Below are 19,434 nucleotides of genomic sequence, written 5' to 3'. Positions count from 1 at the left end.
GCCCGACGGGGCGCATCTTGCCTCGTCGCCATACCGTGTGATTCCGTCGGGACGGAGACACGGCGCGGGTGCTGGGCGTCATTCAGGGAGGGGCTTCCCTTGATGGCGCCTACACCTGTGTTTCGGGCCGATTCGTTGAACAGAAGGCGCAGTAGACGAGCGTAGTCGTCGGGTCGGTCCTGAGCGGACCATTCCGGATTGAAAGCCACGGCAAGGCTCCGTAGAGAGAACGGACCTGCCTCACTTCTGACCGGCGCTCCCGCAGAGGCACTTCGATACGGGTGTTGCCGGGGACGGCGGGTTACTCAGACCCGCTCCGGAGGTGTGGTCTATGACCAGACCGGTAGCGGGCTCTCACCAGGCCGTACAGATCCATTGGACCATGAGGTTTCGGGGCGGTGCAAGCGAGTATGCGCGGGGTCCCGTGCGTCCGGCGCTGCGCCGAGGCTGCTACGGCGTGCACCGGGCGCCTAGTACCGGCCGCCTGCCGCGAGGTCGCGGACGGGGCTCCCGAGGGCACGAGCGGCCACCGGCTGCCGTAGCGGGCGGCGGCGCGGCGGTCACCTGGGCCCGTATTTGGAACGCGCCCCAAAGGACCCCTGGCCCGCATGTTCGGGACTTTGGTCCCTGGACGTTAGTCCTTGAAGGGTTTTTTTTGAAGGTCACCGTCGCCGTGCTGCCCCCACGCGCGCAGCAGCACCGGGTTGCCGGGGTAGTCGGCCAGCGAGAGGTGGAGGATGGTTCGGGGTCCGTCCGCGATGATGCCAAGGCGGACCAGCCGCGCGACCTCACGCCAGAACTCAAGCGGGCCAGCGACCTGCCAGCTCGGTAGCCGGCTCGACGGGAACCCTGCTCGGTCGAGGAACTGCCGCGCGCTCGACTCCCGGTCGTACATCTCCGCGAGAGTCTCGATCACGTCGTCGCTTAGCCTGGCGGGTCCGTGCTCGTGATCGCTTGCATGTGAAGCGGCACCGAAGCTGCGGGAGAGGGAGAAGTGCGTCTCGATCACGTAGTTAGGGACGGGCCTGGTCGTATCTGGGGGGGTTAGGCGGCACCCACCGCCTTCCTCACACGCGGCCCCGGTGCCACCGCCGGCCCAACAGGGCACGTCGCATAGGACCCCAGTGGCCATGCTCACCGACCTTCATCCGGCTACTCCGAGATGATCGTACCTAGGCGGCGCGAGGTCGATGCTGGGGCCGTTAGTGGGCTCCCCAGCAACCGCGTAGGCGCCGGGCCGCACGGCCCGGACAACACCCGTGTCTCCTTGGTCAATTTGCTCACGAGCGACCGCCGTTCGCCGCTACCGTGCGGCCCGAAACCGGGTGAACACGGGGAGTCGGCATGCGGAAACAGGCGACGGGATCACTGCCAGCGGCGCACGATGGGTACGGAGGGTGGCAACCTCTCCGGACAGCAGGTGCGCGATGGACATCAGCAGGCGACAGCTCTGGGTCCTGGCCGGTCTCGGCCTGGTCCCGGCAGGCGAACTCATGATCGGCGGACGCGGCTCGTTCATCGACCACGGCCATCAGGTGATCGATGACATGTTCGCCGAGTACGGCTCCCGGGACCTCGCGGTCACCGCATCGACTGCCGGCACCCACCTGCGCGGCCTGGTCGCGCTGTCCGACCAGCGGATGACCGGCCGGACCCGAACCGAGCTGCTCGCGCTCGAAGCCCGGGTGGGCGCGCTGCGCGCCCGTGCGCTGACCGACGCCGGACAGACCGGACCGGCGCGCGACGCGATCACAGGCGTACTCGCTCGGTCGGCACGAGCCGGTCACCGCGACGTCCTCGTGTACGCCTACGCGACCCGCTCGGCGGTCGAGCTACAGACCGGCCAGACTGCGGCTGCTCTGGAGTCCGCCCGTAAGGCGGTGGCGATCTGTCCGAACGACCCGCGTGGGCACCTGGCCGCAGCCCGCGCCCACGCCGCACGGTCGGAGGCAGACCAGGCAGAGCAGGTGGTCCGCGCAGCCGAGCAGCTGGTCGACGCTGCCGACGCGCCGATGACCGGACCACCTGCCCCGGGGGTGATCTCGCGGTTGGAGTGGGCACGTGCGGCGGTCGACGTCCACGCCCGGATCGGCGACGGCGACCAGGCACGTCGGGTGTTGAACGAGACGGTTGCCGCCGTACCGGTTCAGCTCCGAGGCGACACCGCGCAGGCGTTGGGCGCGTCGTACGCCCGGACGCTGGCGACCACCGACCCTGACGAGGGGGCGCACATCCTCCACGAGACGCTGTTGGCGTCGATGGCGATGGGCACGCCTGCGCGATCGGTGGTCGAGCGGGTCGATGCGTTCCTGCTGGCCGCCCCCCGCGATCACATCGCCGTGTATGGCCTGCGGTCGCTCCGGCGGGAGGTCACGGCGGTCTGACCGCCGCCGAGATCAACTAAACCCGGCAGCTATCGACTAAATTGAGATGGCGCGGTCCGCCGCCCGACTAATCGGATCGGGCGACGTCCGCGCCGACGCAGAGATGATCACACTAGGTGACACGATCATGCGCCTGGGGTACTCTGGACACCTGCGAGCCTCACAAACCACGCGGTCCCTGGCAGGAAGTTTGGTTTATGGCCCGGTGGCGACCGGCGAGTGCCGTTACACCCCGCTCGTCTGGTCGCCGTACCTGGTCAACCCAGCCATGTCACTCACCTCCCGAGCCGGCGTCATCGTCATCGCGGTTGCGTGACGGAGTCGTGGGCACGTCATCGAAGGCGAGCCCAGACACAAATGTGGCTATCCGGTTGGCATCAGCCCGTGTCAGTTTGACCGGCAAGGTCAACGGGATGATCACATCCGGACGCAGGGGGAGCTGATAAGTGATCATTCTCGGGCCTGGGGCCGACTGCGCGGCTTCCGGTCGGGCCTCACTCTCAGCAGATGATCGGTTGCCCTGGGAGACACGGCCTTCGTTCGCTGGTTTCCTGCTGGGCGTGGATCGATCGGCCCGCTTCCAGCCGGGGTCGTTGTCAAGCCAGGCGAGGTACATGGCGACCGAGCGGCGAAACCGGGATCGGTAAGTGGGAAGGCTGTCTGGAGCGTAGCCGCTTCCGTACTGCGTCTCGAACCGATTGAAGGTCGAGTTTACGTTCAAGGTACGGATGTCAACCGACTTCGGATCACCAGCAACGAGCAGCACGGATTTGACGGCGGACTTGAAGGCACTGGATGTGGCAGCAGACAGATCCCCTTGCTGCGCGGCCATGTCCAGGAAGGCCAGCAGGCCAGCCCCCGTGCCGTCCTCCGGACGTGCCATCCCCCTCAACCTCCGAGGCTCCCCGCTCTCGCGTCCCGTGTAAGATCGAATGTTCCGTACGGCTGCCACCCTTACGCCTCCCTCCGTATGCTCGGCGCCGATACGCAGATCATGCCGGACACTGAGTACCGATGTCAAACGTGGCGTGCACCAGACTTGACATGTGGGTACAGAATTTACGTTTGACGTACACACGAGACTGGAGTAACAGAGCTGCAGCGCGTGTCACCGGCGGTAGTGGTGGTTGCCCGCATGGGGTACGCAGGTGCCCCGCCGAGGTCACCAGGCAGGCGGGGTGGTCCGGACATGCCGCCCGGAACGCCGACCGAGATCGACTAAACCTTGCGATAGATCAACCAAACTAAGGTTTGATGGCGCGGTCCGTCGACCCGACTAATCGGATCAGTCGACGTCCGCGCCGACGCAGAGATGATCACACTAGGTGACACGATCATGCGCCTGGGGTACTCTGGACCCCTGCGAGCCTCGCAAGCCATGCGCCCCTGCCAGGAAGTTTGGCTTTACGGCCCGGTGGCGACCGGCGGGTGCCGTTACACCCCACTCGACCGGTCGCCGCACCTAGTCAATCCGGCCATGTCAGCCACCCCCCTCGGTCTGCGCTTGGTCCCATTCGTCGGCTCCGGTGAGCTTCCGCTCCCAATCGTCCGACGCCTTGGCCTCGCTCTGGTCGTCTTCAGCGACCTGAGCGGGCGGGTCTGTAGTGGGCTTACTTACGAGCGACCACCGGCCGTCGTTGTCTCGCTCCGCGAATCCGTGCTCGGCCGCTCGCTTCAACGCCGCATAGACGGTCTGAGCTGGGGCCTTCCATTCGCGCTCCACCCAGGACCTTCGACTTAGGTCCTGGAGTACTTCCGCTGGCTTCAACGGCGACGACGACTCCCGCAACACAATGAGGACCCGGTCGAGCGTGGCCTTTGGCGGTGCGATCGCGTACTGCGTCAACGTCTTTGCATCGACGTTGGCGCCGAGGCGTACCCCGAACTTGGCGAGGACCTCCCGCACCTGGTTCCGCTTCCTGGTGGCCCGCTCCTCGTCCTCGCGGATCTCATCGAGGGCGCGTTGTGCTTCCAATCGTCGCTCGCGGACGGCGATACGAGCCTCCTCGGCCACGTCGTACGCCCGGCGCAGGTTCGCGATGATCTCGTCGTCTGCCGTGGGCATGAAGCCAGCATACCTACTTCCAAAGTCATGTCAAACATGGTGTCGACTGACCGTTTAAACGGTCACCACCCTCACGTCACTGTCGCGCAAACTTGCCTCGTCTGGGTATCGCACCCTCACGTCACTGTCATGCAGACTTGCCCGCCTGGACATGGCGAGACCCCCCGCCCAGGTCGGACGAGGGGTCTCGGTGGGGCAGATGCGCAGGTCAGGCGGGTAGTTCCACCCGGAACGGGATCGGGCTGGTGACCCCGCCGTCGGGATACCTCCGCTCCGCGGACCTCGCCTACGACGAGGCGGTCCGGCCGCATGCGCAGTGCCTGGCGGACCAGTTCTCGCTGGGTGATCTCACCGGCGCCCTCGACGTTCGCCGCGCGAGCCTCCAGGCGGACCACGTTGATGCGGGAGAGGACGAGCTCCGCGGTGTCCTCGACCAGCACGATCCGTTCTGTCGCGGGAACGGCGTCCAGCAGGGCGGCGAGCAGGGTGCTCTTCCCCGTCCCGGTTCCGCCGCTGATGAGCGCGGTGAGCCGGGCGGCGAGGACGGCACGCAGGGCGGCCGCGGTGTCGGGCCCCAGGGTGCCGGCTGCCGCGAGGTCGTCCAGGGTGAACGGCACGGGGCGCGGCCTGCGCAGTGACAGGCAGGTTCCGCCCAGGGCGGGCGGGGAGAGCATGGCGTGCAGGCGGATTCCGTCTGGCAGCCGGATGTCGGCGAACGGCATGGCGGTGTCGAGCCGGCGGCCGCCGCTGACGGCGAGTGCCCGGACGGCTCCGTCGTCGGCGAAGCGCACGCCGGTGAGACGAAGCCGGCCGGCTCGTTCGATCCAGACCTTGTCCGGGCCGTTGACCAGGATGTCGGTGATCTCCGGGTCGCGCAGCAGGACCGCGAGCGGCCCCAGCCGCTGGGCATGCCCCTGGGATGGCGTCGAGCTCGCCCCGTTCGAAGCGAACCTGGCCGCCTCGGCCAGGTCGGCCTCGGACGGGCCTGCGTCGGACGGGCCTGGCTCGAAGGGGCTCGTCTCGAACGGAGCCGGCGGCGGCAGCACCGCCCCGGGCAGCACCGCCCCGGGTGGGGTCGCCCCGGAACGCGGCGGCCCGGGCAGCGGGGCGGCGAACGGCACCGCGGTGACGGCATCGGCTGAGGCCGACGAGGCGCGGGACCGGCCGGCTCTCACAGGTGCGCTCCGCCGGTGAGGCCGACTTCCGCGAGAAAGCGATCGCTGAACCGGATGAGCGACGCTCCGGCGGTCAAGCCTTCCGCCGCCGCTTCGGCTTCGACGGGCGGTCGCTTTGTGATCCTCACTGTGGATTCCGAGCGCGACGCGCCCGAGGTTCTGGCCGTAGCCGGACGGTTTCCCTCGGAGCCGGACGTCCCCTGATGATCATGGCCGGCCATGACCACGGGGTTCGCGGCCGGTTCGTGGTGGATCACGCCGGCCAGCGGAAGTCCCACGGTGGCGACGGTGCGGGCCACCGCCGGGTGCAGGGACTCGTCCGGCCCGTTCCGCTCGGCGGGTGAGCCGCTGCCGGGCGAACCGCCGCGAGCCGGGCCGGGTGGCTGCGCGCCCGGCGGTGGGAGCATGCCCGGCGGTGGGAGGCGGACGACCAGTCGCACGTCCGAGCAGGTACGCGTCACATACCTGGCGACCCGAGCCGCCGCCGCGGCTGCCGCGGGCTCGGCCGTCACGACGAGCAGCACCGTCTCGCAGAGGAAAAGCCCGACGTCCGCCCCGGCATCGGCGGAGCGAGGCAGGTCGGCGACGATCAGGTCAGCGCCACCGCGAGCGGTGGCGAACATGGCGCTGATGGCCGGCGGTGACAGTACAGGGATCTCGTCGCGGTCCCAGGAGAGCACCGGTAGATCGCCGCCCCACATGGGCGGCCCGGCGAGGAAGTGTTCGAGGAAGTCATCCTCGTTCTCGTCGTCGGCTGGCCGCGGGTGCGGTGGGTCCGCACGCGCGGCGTCCCCGATGACAGTGCCTGCCGGTGTGAGGGGACGGCGCCGGGCCCCTGGGCGTGCCCAGGGGTGGGGCCCCGGGCCTGGGGCGGGCGTGCCTGCGCCGCGGACAGATCGCCGCCGGCAGCGTGGCGCACCGCTGAGCCGGCGCCCGCCGGATGGAACCGAGGGACGCCTGCCGGGGGCCCGTCGCCCTCGCTGGCCTCCGATCCGGGACCGGAGCCCGAGGGTGTGTCCGCGCCCACCGTGAGGCCGCCGAACGGGTCGATCTCCAGCAGCGCCGAGCGGACCCGGCGCCGCAGTCCGGCGCGGGCCAGCGTCACGGCCAGGGTGGTGGAGCCGGCCCCGCCGTGCCCGCCGAGCACACCGAGGGTCAGCGACCGGCGGCTGGCGGCGTCCGCCGCACGGGAGAGGACGTTCACGAGCCAGGTCTCGGCCGCGGGAAGGAAGATCACGTGCTCGGCATTGATCAGAAGCGCCAGACTCCAGGTCCGACGGTCGTCGACGTCGGTTCCGACGAGCACGATGTCCGACCGCGGCGGCAGATTCGCGGCGACACAGGCCGCGGCGCGGTCGGCGCCGACCACGACCAGCGGTGCGTTCGCCCAGTACCGGCTGGCGGCCCTGGCCGTCGGCGCGACCGTCACGGTCGTGCCCGCCGCGGCCGCGAGCCGCAGCAGGTCGTCGAGAAGCTCGTGCGAATCGGTGACGACCAGCGGACGTCCACGGGGAGTGTCGTCGGCTGGCGTGATCGGCTTCGCGGGGGTCATGGCGGGCCGTCCCTTCGGCGCGGGTGGCTGTGTGCGGCCACCATGCGCCGGCCGGGCCGGCGGATGCGGATCTTCATCGGGGGCGGCGCCGTGTTATAAGGGCTGGCCCGCGACTGTTCCGAGGTGTGACCGGAGGCCGACGACGACCCTCGGTCTCGAGCCGCGGCTCCGGGCTGCTGCCGTATCCGGTGCTGCTGCCGTATCCGGTGCTGCTACCGGACAGGAACTGAGGATTGTGGTCGTCCCGGGAGCGTGTAGCAAGATCCCGAGAAGTGGCGGATCCTGCTCCCTGGAGCGACCTGGTGGTCTGCCAGCGCAATTCACCCCAAGAGGTGCAAGCGGGGCGCGAAGCCGCTTGATGATCCGCAAGAAGTGAGGATTTCGGTTGCTGCAACGGCCAAAATCATCACTTCTTGCTCGGTGACAACGACGACGGCAGTCGCGGAAACTCGAAGCCTCGGCCCGGAAGATCTGAGGATCTTCGTCGTCCTGGCGACCACAGTCCTCAGATCTTGCCTGGAAGCCGTAGCTCGAAGAGTTGAGGCTCTCAGGCGCGGGAGAGCGCCTCGCACACCGCGAGTGATTCCCGGGCCGCCAGCCCGACCGCGCGGGCGCAGTGCCGCACCCAGGCACCCACCCCGTCCGCCCCGCCCGCGACGTACGCGGCAAGTGCGGCGCTGTAGGTCTCCTCGGGATCGGCGGTACCGGTGCCGGTGCCCGCACCGGCAGCGGACGGCGTGGACGGGGCTCCGGCTCCGCCCAGGGCCGCTGCCGCGCTGCCGTGGGCCAGCTCGAGGTGGCCCACGTCTGTCGCGACCAGGGCCTTCGGGTCGAGGCCTCGGCTGATCAGGACGAGCCGGGCGGCGGCGCGGGCGATGATGCCGTCGAGCACGCCGAACGGCCGGATCGCGAGCAGCTCCCCATGGATGATCGCGGCGACCACGATCGCGGGAGCGCGGGTCGGGGCGGTCAGCACGGCGGTGAGCCCGTCGAGCCGCACCGACATCTCCATGGCGGACACCGTCGGCTCGCCCCACGGCCCGGCCAGCCCCGCCGTTCCGACGGCGGCTCCCGGCCCCTGAACGTCGACCCGTGGCCGGCCCAGCGCCTCGTCCGGGAGCAGGCCTCGACCGGCGAGGACGTGCATGCGCGCCAAGGCCTGCCGCGGTGCGCGCTCCCACGCGGATGACAGCGTGCCCAGCTCCGCGTAGAGCCGGACGGCTCCCAGCGTCACGGCCAGCGACCGGCTGTCGGTGACGTCGGCCGGTCCGCTGACGTGCCCGTCGGCGAGCCCGGCCGGGGCGGCGGCACCGGCATCGGCATCGGCATCGAGGGTGAGCTCATGGTCGCCGAGGTGGGTTCTGAGCACGTCGAGCGGGACGTCGTGCCCTTCCAGAGCGGCGGACGCTCGGGCGGCGCGCAGCGAGGCCTCGGCGGTCACCTCGGCGCTGCGGCGGCGCAGGATGCGGTGCCGCAGCAGTGCGTCCACGCCCGCGCGCGCGGCCGTGGCGGCCTCGTCGACACCGGGGATCGCCGCAACACTGCCGAGCGGGTCGCTGCCGACGACTGATGCCGACGAAGGTGCTGTCACCCGGCAGACGCTACCTCGCCCGGGTGTGCCGAGGACGGCTCCCGACTTCGTCATGACCGCTGGAAGAGCGAATCGTCCCTCGGATCACACCGTTCGATCGGGCCCGTCGCCCCACGTGTTCCGCCGCCGCGGGCCACACTGCTCACAGGGGATCCGGACGGGGCGGCCACGCAGCGCCGCCGCGTGCCCCCGCAAGCGCGCCGGCACCGGACCCGATCGGCGGGGTCACGGGCCGGCTTTGAGAGGGAGGAGCCGGCGTGCCGACAAGGACCGACAGCTCACGAGCGGGGCGGGAGCCGACGCTGGGGGAGCTGGTCGCACTGGCGACCCGGGACATGTCGCTGCTGATCCGCCAGGAGATCGAGCTCGCGAAGGCCGAGCTCGCCAGGCAGGCGGTGTCCGCGGGTCTGGGTGCCGGGTTCCTGGTGGTGGCGGCCGGCCTGGGGTTCGGCGCGCTGATCGCCGGGACGATCTTCCTCGGTGAGCTGTTCACCTGGGCGGGGATGGAGCGGTTCTGGGCTTACCTGCTGACGGCCGTGCTTTATCTGGCCCTGGCCGGGCTGCTGGTGGTTTTCGCGCTTACCCGCTTCAAGAAGCTTTCACCCCCCGAACGGACCATCCAGACGGTGCGCGATGACATCGCCTGGCTGCGCCGGCCAACCGGCGGGTCGGGGGCCGCCCGAACGGGCCAGGGCACGGCCGAGGTGGGAAGCGCCCCGGCGGGGCCAGGCAGCGCGGTGGCGGGACCGGCCGTGGCGGGACCGGCGGCAGCGGAGTAGCCGGGCGCGGCGACAGCCGGGCGCGGCGACAGCCGAACAGGCTGAGCGCGGCGGCGGAAGCCGGGAGGGCCCGGTGCACCGACCACCCGTCGGCAGAAGCAGCGGGTCTGCCATCCTTGGAGATGATGGAGGATGCCATCTCTGAGCCCGCGGCCGTGCTCGTTGACGGGCCGTGGCGCCACCGGGACGTCTCGACCAACGGAACCCGGCTGCATGTGGCCGAGGCGGGCGAGGGTCCACTGGTCCTCCTTCTCCACGGTTTCCCGCAGTTCTGGTGGACGTGGCGCAGCCAGCTGCGGGATCTGCCCGCGGCCGGCTACCGGGTGGTCGCCGCCGATCTTCGTGGGTACGGAGCGAGCGACAAACCGCCGCGGGGCTATGACGCGTTCACGCTGGCCGATGACGTCGCCGGGCTGGTGCGGGCACTCGGTGAGCGCGACGCGGTGATCGTCGGCCATGACTGGGGTGGTCTGCTCGGCTGGGTGACGGCGGTCCGCCGGCCGCGGGTGGTGCGGGGGCTGGCGGTGATCAGCATGCCGCATCCGCTACGGGTCCGGCGCCGGATCGTCGCCGATGTGCGGGGCCAGGGGCTGGCCAGCCGGTACCTGGCCGCCTTCCAGCTGCCGTGGGTGCCGGAACGCCGCCTGGTCGCGGAGGGAGCGGCCTACGTCGCCGAGCTCCTACGTGGCTGGGGAGGCCCGGGCTACCCGACACCGGAGGCTGAGGCACGCTATCGCGGCGCGATGCGGATCCCCGGCGTGGCCCACAGCTCGCTGGAGTATCACCGCTGGGTGGTGCGGTCCCAGCTGCGGCCGGACGGAGCGCGCTTCGTCGAGCTGCTGCGGACGCCGGTGCGGGTGCCCACCCTGCAGCTGCACGGCAGCCTCGACCGGTGCTTCCTGCCGTCGACCGCGGCCGGGTCGGAACGGCACGTGGCCGCGTCGTACACATGGCGGCTGTATGACGGCCTCGGGCACTTCCCGCACGAGGAGGACCCGGACACCGTCACCCGTGACCTGGTCGCCTGGCTCGCGGAGACCGACGGCGGGAACGCCGACGGCGGGAACGGCGGAAACGGCGGGATCAGTCGCAGCCCTGCGTGCTGACCGGGGCGGTGGCCTGGGCGCCGCGCTGGGCCGGGACGCTCACCTCCTGCGCGGTGAGCACGTAACCGGTGTCGTCGTCGTCCGTCGCGGCGGCGAAGACCACTCCGAGGACAGCGCCGGTGTCGGAGAGCAGCGGCCCGCCGGAGTTGCCCGGCAGCACCTGGCCGCGGATCGCGAAGATCTCGCGTCGGACCGTGCCACGTGAGTAGATGTCCGGCGCGCTGGCGGTCTGCTCGTTGCGGATGCGCGCGGGCTCGGTGGTGTACGGCCCGTCCTGGGGATAACCGGCGACGACCACCGGGTCGCCGGCCTCACCCGGTGGCGAGGCCTGGAACCGTAGGGGCGCACGACGCAGGTCCGGCACGTACAGCACGGCGACGTCCCGATCGGGGTCGAACTCCACCACCTCGGCCGGCAGCGACTGGGCGCCGACCTCGACGACGACCTCGCTCACACCCGCCACGACGTGCGCGTTCGTCATGACGTGCTGGGGCGTGAAGACGAATCCGGTGCCTTCGACCTGCTTCCCACAGGACGGCGCCTGGCCGCGGATCTTCAGGATGCTCGACGCCGCGTTCTGGACCTCGGTGGCGTTCACGACGGCCGCGTCCGGCGGGTCGGTGGCGACGATGCGTTCTCCGTTCAGGCCGGCGAAGACCTCGGGGAAGCCCTGGTCGTCCATGAGCTGGCGCAGGTCGGAGAAGGTGTGGCGGACGTCGTCGGGCATCTGGGCGTCGACGGCGCCGAGGATCTCCGAGCCGCGCGCGGCCCGGGCGAGGGTCTGGAACGGCGAGCGGTCCACCGTGGTCGCGAGCAGCCAGCCGACGAGCAGGACGGACACTCCGGACAGGGCGGCACCGGCGACGGCGTCGACCCGCTGACCGGCCCGCCAGGTCAGCCGGCCGCGCACGACCGTCCCGAGCGCCGTCCCGATGATCTGCCCGGTCAGGGCCAGCCCCACCACCACGATGAGACCGACCAGCGCGCCGTCGTCCGCACGGCCGATGAGCTCGGCGAACGGGCTGGCGATCTTGGCACCGAGAAAACCGCCGCCGAGGAAGCCGATGAACGACAGCGCGCCGACCGCGAATCCCTGGCGATATCCGGAGATCGCGAACATCACGGTCAGCGCGATCAGAACGAGGTCGAGAAGGTTCACCAGGGGCCCGCGTCGAGGTTCAGAAGATCACCGTCGGGTTCAGAGGATCACAAGTGTGGCGGTCATTCCCTTATGCAGGGTACAGACCACCGGATATCGACCGGGCTTGGACGCGGTGAAGGTGATCGACTGGGATTGGCCGGCCGCGACGATCCTGGTGGTCGCGCCGGGGAGCGTGTCGATGACGAAGTTGTGCGGAGCCGAGCCGTTCGGCACCGAGAAGTTGACCCGGATCGTTCCCGGGTGGGCGACGAGCTCACCGGCCGAGAAGGTCTGGTTCACCTGGCCGACGACATCGAAGACCTGGACGCCGTCGCTGACCGTGGCCGTCAGGGTCGCGGTGGCGGACGGCCCGCCGTGCGCCATGTCGTCGCCTCCGCCGCCGCAGCCGGTCAGGGCGGTGAGCAGCGTCACGGCCGCGACCAGTGCGACCAACCCGTTCCGGGTGGATCTTGAGGTCATCCTCCGACCGTACCGCCCGCTTCGTCAGGGGAGATGCGGGGCTCTACCACCGCTCGGGGGAGTGCCATCGCCTTCGAGATCGCCGCGGTGATCTCCGGTACGTCGACGGGGGTCGCGGTGTCCCAGGGGCGTTCCCACCCACCGGCCCGCAGTAGTGCGTCGAGAATGCCGGCGGTGAATCCCCAGACCGTCATGCCACGGACCCGGAACGCCGGACTGCCGAAACCGGCCGGATGGCGCAGCAGGATCCGGTTGCCCGGGTCGGCGAGCTCGGCCACGGGGACGCGGGCGACGGACGAGGTTTCCGCCGGGTCCACGGCCACCACCGCGCTCGGGGTGTGCCACCAGGCCAGCACGGGCGTCACATGGAAGTGGCTCGCGGCCAGGTAGAGCGGGCTGACCGTGGCGAGGATCTCGACACCGGACGGGTCGAGCCCGACCTCCTCCTCCGCCTCGCGCAGCGCCGTCGCGGCCCGCGACACATCCGTCTCGTCGGCGCTGCCGCCGGGGAAGGCGGGCTGCCCGGCATGGTTGCGCAGGTCGGCGGCCCGCTGCAGCAGCAGGACGTCCGGCCCGGCCGGGCCCTCTCCGAACAGGATCAGGACGGCGGCCTGCCGCCCGCCGGGCCGGTTCTGACCAGGCTGGCGTACCTGCACCGGGATGCCCTCGCCGACCGCACCGACCAGCCCTTCCAGCCAGCCGGGGACCGGCGTGCCACCGGCGGCGGACACGGTCGCCGGCGCGCGGCGGAGCGTGGGGCCCGGCGTGAGGCCGGTCTGGTCCGGGGCGTTCACCGGGCGGCCTCCGCGTCGCCGCGCACCAGCCGCGCGGCCTGCAGGGGCTCGGTCGGGCCGGCGCCGAAGGACGGGCACATCCGGGCGATCGCGCAAGCCCCGCATGCGGGCCGCCGGGCATGGCAGATCCGTCGGCCGTGAAAGATCATCCGATCCGAGGCGATCGTCCAGTCCCGTCGCTCGATCAGCGCCGCGAGGTCGGTCTCGACTCGGACCGGGTCCGTCTCGGAAGTGAGCGCGAAACGCCGGGACAGCCGGCCGACGTGGGTGTCGACCGTGATCCCGGGGACGCCGAAAGCATGCCCGAGGACGACGTTCGCGGTCTTGCGGCCCACGCCTGGCAGCGTCACCAGATCCTCCAGCCGGCCCGGCACCTCGCCGGCGAACCGCTCGTTGAGAGCGGCGCCGATGCCGATCAGCGAGTTGGCCTTCGCCCGGAAGAAGCCGGTGGGGCGCAGCAGGCCCTCCAGCTCGTCGCGGTCCGCCGCGGCGTAGGCGGCGGCGCTGCGGTAACGGGCGAAGACGGCGGGAGTGACCTCGTTGACCTTCTTGTCCGTGCACTGGGCCGACAGAACCGTCGCCACCAGCAGCTCCAGCGGATTGCCGAAGTGCAGCGCGATGCGCGCGTCCGGGTGGAGCTCACCGAGCGCGCGCACGATGCGTCGCGCGCGTCGGGTGCGGGCCAGGGCCGTCTCTGCAGTCGCGTCGACGGTGATACCCATACCTCGCAGAGTATCTGCCGGGCCGCCCGCGCCGGTCGGTGTCTGATCGTGGCCCGTGCGGGCGCGTCGACCCCCCGCACGCGTGTCCGGCGGCGTCATCGGGGACCATGGGATGGCCATGATTGCATTTGCCGCGGTTACGGTCCCCCTGTTGCTGCTCGGGCTGCTGCTCGCGATGGAGCGGGTCGAGCGTCCCCTCAACGCCGCCGACGTCGGCAAGGGCATCGAGGGGTTCTTCGACAGTGCCCGCCCGGACGAGGTCGAGACCTTCGTCCAGCAGGGCATGCCCGCGGCACTGGAGCGTTACCGGCGCCGGCTGCGCCGCACTCCGCCTGGCAAGCACCGGGCCGCCTGAGCCCGCCACCCCGGCGAACCCGCCGCTCTGCTGAACCCTCGGCCTGCCCGCCCCTTCGGCCTGCCCGCCCCTTCGGCCTGCCCGAGCCCTCGGTCCGCCCGAACCCCCCGTTGGTGGGGCTGGTGTCGGTTGCCGGCGGAGTCAAGGGGGTTCAGGCCGCTCCTGGCCCTGTCGATCACGGATGTCCAGCACTTGTTCCGGACTGTGCCGATGTGACCTGTGCCGCGTCTGGCCCGATCGCGCCGCTTGGCGCGGGTGCGGGCCCCGAATTCGACCGTGCTAGGCCGATTGTGACTCTCGCCACTTTGGTGGTGCGTTCACGGTCACTTTGCGTATCAGAAACGGAGTATTCGGGTACATCTGCGTGACCTGACCAGGCCGATGGGGGTCCCTGGCCGTGCCCAACGCCCCGCACCCTGGCATGCTCAGCTCGTGGACGATCTGCTAGCCCGCGTTCCGCTGTTCGCCGGGTTGTCCGAGCCCGACCGCCAGGCGCTTTCCGATCACCTGGACCGGCAGGACGTGACCCGTGGCGATGTGCTGTTTCGCGAAGGGGATGTCGGTGACCGCGTTTTCGTGGTTCTTTCCGGCAAGGTCAAGATAGGACGCCAGTCCGCCGACGGGCGGGAGAACCTGCTGTACGTGATGGGGCCGGGAGACCTCTTCGGTGAGCTCTCCCTGTTCGATCCCGGACCGCGCACCGCTACAGCGACCGCCGTGACCGACGCGTCGCTCGTCGCGCTGGATCACACCGCGCTGCGGCCGTGGCTGCGCTCCCGGCCCGAAGCCGGGGCGCTGCTGCTGCGTGTGCTGGCCCGTCGCCTGCGGCGGACCAACGACACGATGGCGGACATGGTCTTCACCGATGTGCCAGGTCGCGTCGCGAAGGCGCTGCTCGATCTGGCCGATCGTTTCGGTGAGCCGGCCCAGCCCGGCAACGAGGCCGCTGGGGTCCGCGTCGAACACGGCCTCACGCAGGAGGAACTGGCACAGCTGGTCGGTGCCTCGCGGGAGACGGTGAACAAAGCTCTGGCCGATTTCGCCACTCGTGGGTGGCTTCGGCTGGACTCACGCGCCGTCGTGCTGCTCGACCGTGAGCGGCTCGCCCGCCGAGCCCGCTGAACTCACCGCCGGTAGTGGAGCCGGCATGTTCGTCGCGCGTCCGTCTCCCGGATCCGCCGAGGTCGTCGGATCCGGGAGCGGCGCACTCCCAGCCGTGACGGCGGCGACGTCGGACTCGTCGTCGCCGGGCTTGTCGTCGCCGGGCCCGCCATCAGGTCCGTCATCGCCGTGCCCGATGCCGCCCGATTCGGCGTCGCCGGATTCCGGTGGTGGCAGCGTGGCGAGCAGCCGCCGGGTCTGCGGGGCCTCACTGACCGCGCCGGTGGCGGTCGCCGCGGCGAGCGCCTGCTGGTAGGCCTCACGGCTGCCCTCGACGTCGCCATGCGCGGCGAGCACGGTGCCGAGTGCCCGATAGGCCAACACCTGCGCGCGGACGTCCTCCGCGTCCACGCTGACCGCGCGCCGGGCCACCCTCAGGGCCTCGTCCGGCTCGCCCGCGTCCAGCAGCGTGCCCGCGAGGTGGGCGTAGGCCTGCCGGCGCGGGAACATCAGGGTCGCCGGCTCGCTGACGGCGAGTGCGTCACGCAGCCCGGTGATCGCCTCGTCCAGCCGCCCGCGTGCGCGGGCGATCTGCGCCACCAGCACCTTCGCTCCGAGGTGCGCGTGCGGGCGCAGCTCCAGCCGGTCCAGGTCGGCCAGCGCGCTCTTGGCGGCTTCCTCCGCCGCGTCCACCTCGCCGGCGTCCAGCCTCGTCAGACCCAGCAGGACCTGGGCGAACGCGCCGATGAGCACATGGCCGGTGGCGGCTGCGTCCGCGCAGACCTCGGTCAGCAGCTCCGCCCCGCGCTGCGGCTCGCCGGCGCCGCGGGCGGCCAGGCCGCGGGCGATGAGGGTGAGCGTGTGCCCCCACGTGTCGCCCGTCTCGGCGAACAGCTCCGCCGCGCGGGCCGCCTCGCTCTCCGCCGTCTCGATGTCGCCGAGCTCGGCCGCGGCGACCGCGTCGATCGTCAGGCAGATGGCCTGGCCCCAGCGCTCCCGCATCGACTCCGCGAGGTTGATGAGGACCCGGGAGACCTTGCGGGTGCGCGTGAGCTGACCGGACAGCAGCAGGACGAGCGCCTCGGTGCCCGAGCACCAGCCGAGGCCCCCGGCGTCCTCCAGCCGCTCGAAGAGCGCGGAGGCCTCGCGAAGGGTGCGTTCGGCCCGGCTGTAGTCCCCTCGGGTGGTGGCGCTCCAGGCGAGGTGCTGCAGGGCCCAGCCGACTCCGCGCGGATCGTCGACCCGGCGGGCGAGGGTCAGGGCCTCGCGGTAGCGCTCCTCGGCGGCCAGGATTCGGCCGGCCGAGTACTCCAGCAGCCCCAGCCGGCGCAGCGAGGCGGCCACGGCCCGGTCGTCGCCGGCCCGGTGCGCCGCGTCCAGCGCCGTGATGAGGGACTGCCGTGCCTCCTCGCCTCGCCCCTGCTTCTGCCGCAGCTCACCGAGCACGGCGTAGGCCGACGCCCGCAGGCTGGGGGTGTTGAGACGCAGTGCCGGACGCAGCGCACGCTCCGCCTCGTCGAGGCGGCGCAGCCAGACGAGCGCCTCGGCGTGCAGGATCCGCACCTTGATGTCGTCATCCCCGTCGATGACGCCGCGCCCGAGACGGCGGGCGTTGGCGAGCAGATCGGCGGCGGCGCGGTGGTCGTCGCGGGCGAGCGCCGAACGCGCGAGCCGAACATGGGCGTGGAACCCGGCCTCGCGTGCCGACCACGCCGGGTCGTCCGCCGGCAGCGCCATCGACGCGGCGAGGTCGTAGGCCCGTAGCGCGTGCGCGGCGACGAAGGTCGACACCTCGCGGGAGGGGCCGATCATCGCGGTGACGCCCCACCGGGCGGCGGTGGCATGGCGCCGGGCACGTTCGACCTTCGGCAGCCCCGAGTAGGCCGCGTCCCTGGCCATCGGATGGACGAATCGCCACAGCGTCTCGCCCTGGCGCGGCGGCCGGACGAGCTGGCGTTCGGTGAGGACCGACAGCGCCCGCTCCATCTCGGCCGCGGGCCGCTCACCGACCGCCGGCAGTGCCTCGGCGGGGAAACGGGGGCCGAGCACGGCCGCCGCACGCAGCGCGGCCTTGGCGGAGGGGTCGAGGTCGTCGATCCGCGCGGCGAGCACCGACTGGACTCCGGCCGGCAGCACGGTCTCGACCAGTGAGCCCTCGAGCACCCACCGCAGGCCGTCCCCGTCCGGGTCGGGCACCTGGTGCAGGAGACCGCGGTCCACCAGCAGGTTGAGCAGCTCGGTGAGGAAGAACGGGTTGCCGTGCACCCGGGCCAGCAGGCCGGCCTGGTTGGCCCGGGACAGGCCCGGCTCGCCCAGGTATTCCTTGAGCAGCGTGCGGGCGGCGTCCTCCGGCAGAGGGCTCAGCGCGAGCCGGTGGGCGGTCGCCAGATCGGCGAACCGGGGATTCTCCCGGTCGAGCAGCAGGAGCATGACCGGGCCGGTGAGCGCGCTGGTGAGCCGGCGCAGCGCGGTCGTCAGCCGGCTGGTTGCCCATTCCAGGTCATCGATGATCACGAGCACCGGCCCCTGGACCGCCACCGCGCTCAGGAGCAGGCCGACCGTCTCCACCGCGTCGTCGACGGACCGCTGCAGCACCTCGCCCTGTGACGCCCGCCCGGCCGGATCGCCTGGCGGCGTCACCCCGCCGGTGCCGGGCCGGCGGTCCGGCGGCACGCCGAGCATGCCGAGCAGCCGGTCACCGATGCCGGACGGAAGCTTCGTCCCGAAGATCGGATGGGTGAGGCTGGCGACCTTGCGACGGACCCGGTCGGCCACCCGGTCCAGGCTGTCGCCGTCGGTGATGCCGCAGAGGCCGCGGATGAGATCGATCAGCGGCGCGAGGTCACGGACATCGCCGTGACGGACGGTGCGGCCCCACAGCACCGCCGCGCCGTGGCTCGTGGCGGCACCGTCGGCGAGCTCGCGAGCGAGCCGGGTCTTGCCGATCCCGGCCTCACCCGTGATCACAACGATATCCGGGCGGCCGGTGTCGACCACTCCGGTGAAGTATCCGCGCAGCTCCGCGAGCTCCCGCTCGCGGCCGATGAAGGTCGCGTCGTCGGCGAGCCCCGGCCGGGCGATGTTGGACGGACGCAGGCTGACGAGCTCATAGGCAGGCACCGGCTCGCGCTTGCCCTTGAGGACCAGCGGCGGCAGGTCGCGCCAGGTCGCCACCAGCCGGGTGGCGGCGACCGTGTCCCGACCCGCGTAGACGGTGCCGACCGCCGCGGCGCCGGAAAGCCGCGCGGCGGTGTTCACCGTGTCCCCGATGACGGTGTACGACAGGGCGGCCTGGACACCGGCGAGCACCTCGCCGGTGTTGATGCCGACCCGAAGCGCGAGCGAGCCGCTGTCGCCGCTTTCGTCCATGATCAGGCGACGGACGGTCTCCTGCATCGCGGCGGCTGCCCGCACCGCGCGCTCGGGATCGTCCTCGTGCGCGGTCGGGGCCCCGAAGACGGCCATGATTCCGTCTCCGCTGAGGTTGTCGACCCGCCCGCCGACCTCGTCCACGTCTCGGGCGAGTGCGGCTAGCACGCGGTCGGTCACCTCACCGACCCGTTCGGGATCGCGGTCCTCGGCCCAGGCGGTGAAGTCGGAGAGGTCACCGAACAGCACCGTGACCACCCGCCGCTCCGCAGACTCGGCGCGCGGCGTGTCCGTCGGAGTGAACTGCAGGCCGCAGTTGAAGCAGAACCGCCCGCCGGGAACTGTCGGTGTGCCGCATCTGGGGCAGACCAGGGGGCCGGGCATGGGGGAGCTGATCACCATTCTGGACCGGTTCCTCTCCGCCGGGTGTAGGCCGGGCCGCTGGAGCCGCTCGGGCCACTGGAGTGGGAAGCCGGGCAGCGACCGTAGCCGGAACGTGTGCGAAGAGTGACGGGCCGCGAGTGCGCGGATCCGTGGGCGTTACCAGTGGGCCAGATGGTTACAAAGCGCACGAGCGGTCTCCTCCGCCGGAAAGTTTAGTGGCCTTCGTCTCCCTTTCTGGATCAAGCTGTGTCGGATGGCTGACCTGGGCGGTTTTGCCAGAGTCAGGACAGTGCTGCCGCTGACCCCTATTGTGGCGCAGGTCACTCCGTTGCCCCCGATCCGGGGGTACCCGGAATCCGTTAGCGGGTCGCCGACGGCACCGAGCACCCGGCCAGGCTGCCGCGGCGAGGCACGCGGACCGTTGCGGCCGTGGTGG

17 protein-coding genes are annotated in these 19,434 nt (G+C 71.3%); 5 read left to right on the top strand and 12 right to left on the bottom strand.

Annotated elements, in window-relative coordinates:
- Positions 1-634: 634 nt before the first annotated feature.
- Positions 635-1,132, bottom strand: a complete 498-nt coding sequence (locus FREUN1FDRAFT_RS47390; protein WP_006540258.1) for an effector-associated domain EAD1-containing protein — start codon at positions 1,130-1,132, stop codon at positions 635-637.
- Positions 1,133-1,427: 295 nt separating this feature from the next.
- Between FREUN1FDRAFT_RS47390 and FREUN1FDRAFT_RS11750 the strand changes: the two genes are divergently transcribed.
- On the top strand, positions 1,428-2,384 hold the full coding sequence (locus FREUN1FDRAFT_RS11750; protein ID WP_006540257.1) for a hypothetical protein: 957 nt from the start codon (positions 1,428-1,430) through the stop codon (positions 2,382-2,384).
- 271 nt (positions 2,385-2,655) lie between these two features.
- On the opposite strand, the gene FREUN1FDRAFT_RS43715 is transcribed toward FREUN1FDRAFT_RS11750, so the two are convergent.
- From FREUN1FDRAFT_RS43715 to FREUN1FDRAFT_RS11725, 6 genes are all read right to left on the bottom strand, one after another.
- Positions 2,656-3,267 (bottom strand): hypothetical protein, encoded by a 612-nt coding sequence (locus FREUN1FDRAFT_RS43715; RefSeq protein WP_006540255.1) that lies wholly within the window; start codon positions 3,265-3,267, stop codon positions 2,656-2,658.
- Between the two features lie 597 nt (positions 3,268-3,864).
- Positions 3,865-4,449 carry a hypothetical protein gene (locus FREUN1FDRAFT_RS11745; protein ID WP_006540254.1) on the bottom strand — a complete coding sequence of 195 codons (585 nt, stop codon included), beginning with the start codon at positions 4,447-4,449 and terminating at the stop codon, positions 3,865-3,867.
- Positions 4,450-4,565: 116 nt separating this feature from the next.
- Positions 4,566-5,624 carry a CpaF family protein gene (locus FREUN1FDRAFT_RS47975; protein ID WP_006540253.1) on the bottom strand — a complete coding sequence of 353 codons (1,059 nt, stop codon included), beginning with the start codon at positions 5,622-5,624 and terminating at the stop codon, positions 4,566-4,568.
- Positions 5,621-6,247: a hypothetical protein gene (locus FREUN1FDRAFT_RS46175; protein ID WP_006540252.1), complete on the bottom strand. Its 627-nt coding sequence runs from the start codon at positions 6,245-6,247 to the stop codon at positions 5,621-5,623. Before FREUN1FDRAFT_RS46175 ends, FREUN1FDRAFT_RS47975 begins: the two co-directional genes overlap by 4 nt.
- Complete coding sequence (gene ssd, locus FREUN1FDRAFT_RS46170; protein ID WP_006540251.1) at positions 6,214-7,176, bottom strand: septum site-determining protein Ssd; 963 nt, start codon at positions 7,174-7,176, stop codon at positions 6,214-6,216. The genes FREUN1FDRAFT_RS46175 and ssd overlap by 34 nt, the downstream gene beginning before the upstream one ends.
- A gap of 547 nt (positions 7,177-7,723) precedes the next feature.
- A complete protein-coding gene (locus FREUN1FDRAFT_RS11725) occupies positions 7,724-8,821 on the bottom strand; it encodes a hypothetical protein (RefSeq protein WP_006540250.1) in 1,098 nt (365 codons plus the stop codon).
- Between the two features lie 203 nt (positions 8,822-9,024).
- On the opposite strand from FREUN1FDRAFT_RS11725, the gene FREUN1FDRAFT_RS11720 reads away from it, so the two are divergent.
- Positions 9,025-9,546 carry a phage holin family protein gene (locus FREUN1FDRAFT_RS11720; RefSeq protein WP_006540249.1) on the top strand — a complete coding sequence of 174 codons (522 nt, stop codon included), beginning with the start codon at positions 9,025-9,027 and terminating at the stop codon, positions 9,544-9,546.
- Between the two features lie 125 nt (positions 9,547-9,671).
- The gene (locus FREUN1FDRAFT_RS11715) at positions 9,672-10,652 is read left to right on the top strand and encodes an alpha/beta fold hydrolase (protein WP_006540248.1); all 981 of its coding nucleotides are present in this window, start codon (positions 9,672-9,674) and stop codon (positions 10,650-10,652) included.
- Here FREUN1FDRAFT_RS11715 and FREUN1FDRAFT_RS11710 read toward each other — a convergent pair.
- From FREUN1FDRAFT_RS11710 to nth, 4 genes are read right to left on the bottom strand one after another with little or no spacing between them, the layout of a single operon-like run.
- A complete protein-coding gene (locus FREUN1FDRAFT_RS11710) occupies positions 10,630-11,811 on the bottom strand; it encodes a MarP family serine protease (RefSeq protein WP_006540247.1) in 1,182 nt (393 codons plus the stop codon). The two genes, FREUN1FDRAFT_RS11715 and FREUN1FDRAFT_RS11710, sit on opposite strands and share 23 nt — an antisense overlap.
- Positions 11,812-11,850: 39 nt before the next feature.
- The gene (locus tag FREUN1FDRAFT_RS11705) at positions 11,851-12,273 is read right to left on the bottom strand and encodes a cupredoxin domain-containing protein (RefSeq protein WP_006540246.1); all 423 of its coding nucleotides are present in this window, start codon (positions 12,271-12,273) and stop codon (positions 11,851-11,853) included.
- Positions 12,270-13,067 carry a CoA pyrophosphatase gene (locus tag FREUN1FDRAFT_RS11700; protein WP_006540245.1) on the bottom strand — a complete coding sequence of 266 codons (798 nt, stop codon included), beginning with the start codon at positions 13,065-13,067 and terminating at the stop codon, positions 12,270-12,272. Before FREUN1FDRAFT_RS11700 ends, FREUN1FDRAFT_RS11705 begins: the two co-directional genes overlap by 4 nt.
- Positions 13,064-13,789: an endonuclease III gene (gene nth, locus FREUN1FDRAFT_RS11695; RefSeq protein WP_006540244.1), complete on the bottom strand. Its 726-nt coding sequence runs from the start codon at positions 13,787-13,789 to the stop codon at positions 13,064-13,066. The genes FREUN1FDRAFT_RS11700 and nth overlap by 4 nt, the downstream gene beginning before the upstream one ends.
- 118 nt (positions 13,790-13,907) lie before the next feature.
- On the opposite strand from nth, the gene FREUN1FDRAFT_RS11690 reads away from it, so the two are divergent.
- Together FREUN1FDRAFT_RS11690 and FREUN1FDRAFT_RS11685 are read left to right on the top strand one after the other, a co-directional pair.
- Positions 13,908-14,144, top strand: coding sequence for a hypothetical protein (locus FREUN1FDRAFT_RS11690; RefSeq protein ID WP_035951342.1), 237 nt, complete (start codon positions 13,908-13,910; stop codon positions 14,142-14,144).
- Between the two features lie 432 nt (positions 14,145-14,576).
- Positions 14,577-15,266, top strand: coding sequence for a Crp/Fnr family transcriptional regulator (locus FREUN1FDRAFT_RS11685; RefSeq protein ID WP_018637435.1), 690 nt, complete (start codon positions 14,577-14,579; stop codon positions 15,264-15,266).
- Here the strand turns inward: FREUN1FDRAFT_RS11685 and FREUN1FDRAFT_RS11680 are convergent.
- The gene (locus FREUN1FDRAFT_RS11680; RefSeq protein WP_006540241.1) at positions 15,213-19,016 is read right to left on the bottom strand and encodes a tetratricopeptide repeat protein; all 3,804 of its coding nucleotides are present in this window, start codon (positions 19,014-19,016) and stop codon (positions 15,213-15,215) included. The two genes, FREUN1FDRAFT_RS11685 and FREUN1FDRAFT_RS11680, sit on opposite strands and share 54 nt — an antisense overlap.
- Positions 19,017-19,434: the final 418 nt, after the last annotated feature.

Source organism: Parafrankia sp. EUN1f (genome assembly GCF_000177675.1).
Lineage (GTDB): Bacteria > Actinomycetota > Actinomycetes > Frankiales > Frankiaceae > Parafrankia.
Note: the sequence above shows the minus strand (reverse complement) of the source record. Positions and strands in the feature narration are given on the sequence as shown.

Excerpts from the sequence above, each read along its gene's own strand:
- FREUN1FDRAFT_RS43715 (WP_006540255.1), bottom strand. The coding sequence starts at position 3,267 with ATGGCACGTCCGGAGGACGGCACGGGGGCTGGCCTGCTGGCCTTCCTG.
- ssd (WP_006540251.1), bottom strand. The coding sequence starts at position 7,176 with ATGACCCCCGCGAAGCCGATCACGCCAGCCGACGACACTCCCCGTGGA.
- FREUN1FDRAFT_RS11725 (WP_006540250.1), bottom strand. The coding sequence starts at position 8,821 with ATGACGAAGTCGGGAGCCGTCCTCGGCACACCCGGGCGAGGTAGCGTC.
- FREUN1FDRAFT_RS11715 (WP_006540248.1), top strand. The coding sequence starts at position 9,672 with ATGGAGGATGCCATCTCTGAGCCCGCGGCCGTGCTCGTTGACGGGCCG.
- FREUN1FDRAFT_RS11745 (WP_006540254.1), bottom strand. The coding sequence starts at position 4,449 with ATGCCCACGGCAGACGACGAGATCATCGCGAACCTGCGCCGGGCGTAC.
- FREUN1FDRAFT_RS46175 (WP_006540252.1), bottom strand. The coding sequence starts at position 6,247 with ATGTTCGCCACCGCTCGCGGTGGCGCTGACCTGATCGTCGCCGACCTG.
- FREUN1FDRAFT_RS11690 (WP_035951342.1), top strand. The coding sequence starts at position 13,908 with ATGATTGCATTTGCCGCGGTTACGGTCCCCCTGTTGCTGCTCGGGCTG.
- FREUN1FDRAFT_RS11705 (WP_006540246.1), bottom strand. The coding sequence starts at position 12,273 with ATGACCTCAAGATCCACCCGGAACGGGTTGGTCGCACTGGTCGCGGCC.
- nth (WP_006540244.1), bottom strand. The coding sequence starts at position 13,789 with ATGGGTATCACCGTCGACGCGACTGCAGAGACGGCCCTGGCCCGCACC.
- FREUN1FDRAFT_RS47390 (WP_006540258.1), bottom strand. The coding sequence starts at position 1,132 with ATGGCCACTGGGGTCCTATGCGACGTGCCCTGTTGGGCCGGCGGTGGC.
- FREUN1FDRAFT_RS11680 (WP_006540241.1), bottom strand. The coding sequence starts at position 19,016 with ATGGTGATCAGCTCCCCCATGCCCGGCCCCCTGGTCTGCCCCAGATGC.
- FREUN1FDRAFT_RS11750 (WP_006540257.1), top strand. The coding sequence starts at position 1,428 with ATGGACATCAGCAGGCGACAGCTCTGGGTCCTGGCCGGTCTCGGCCTG.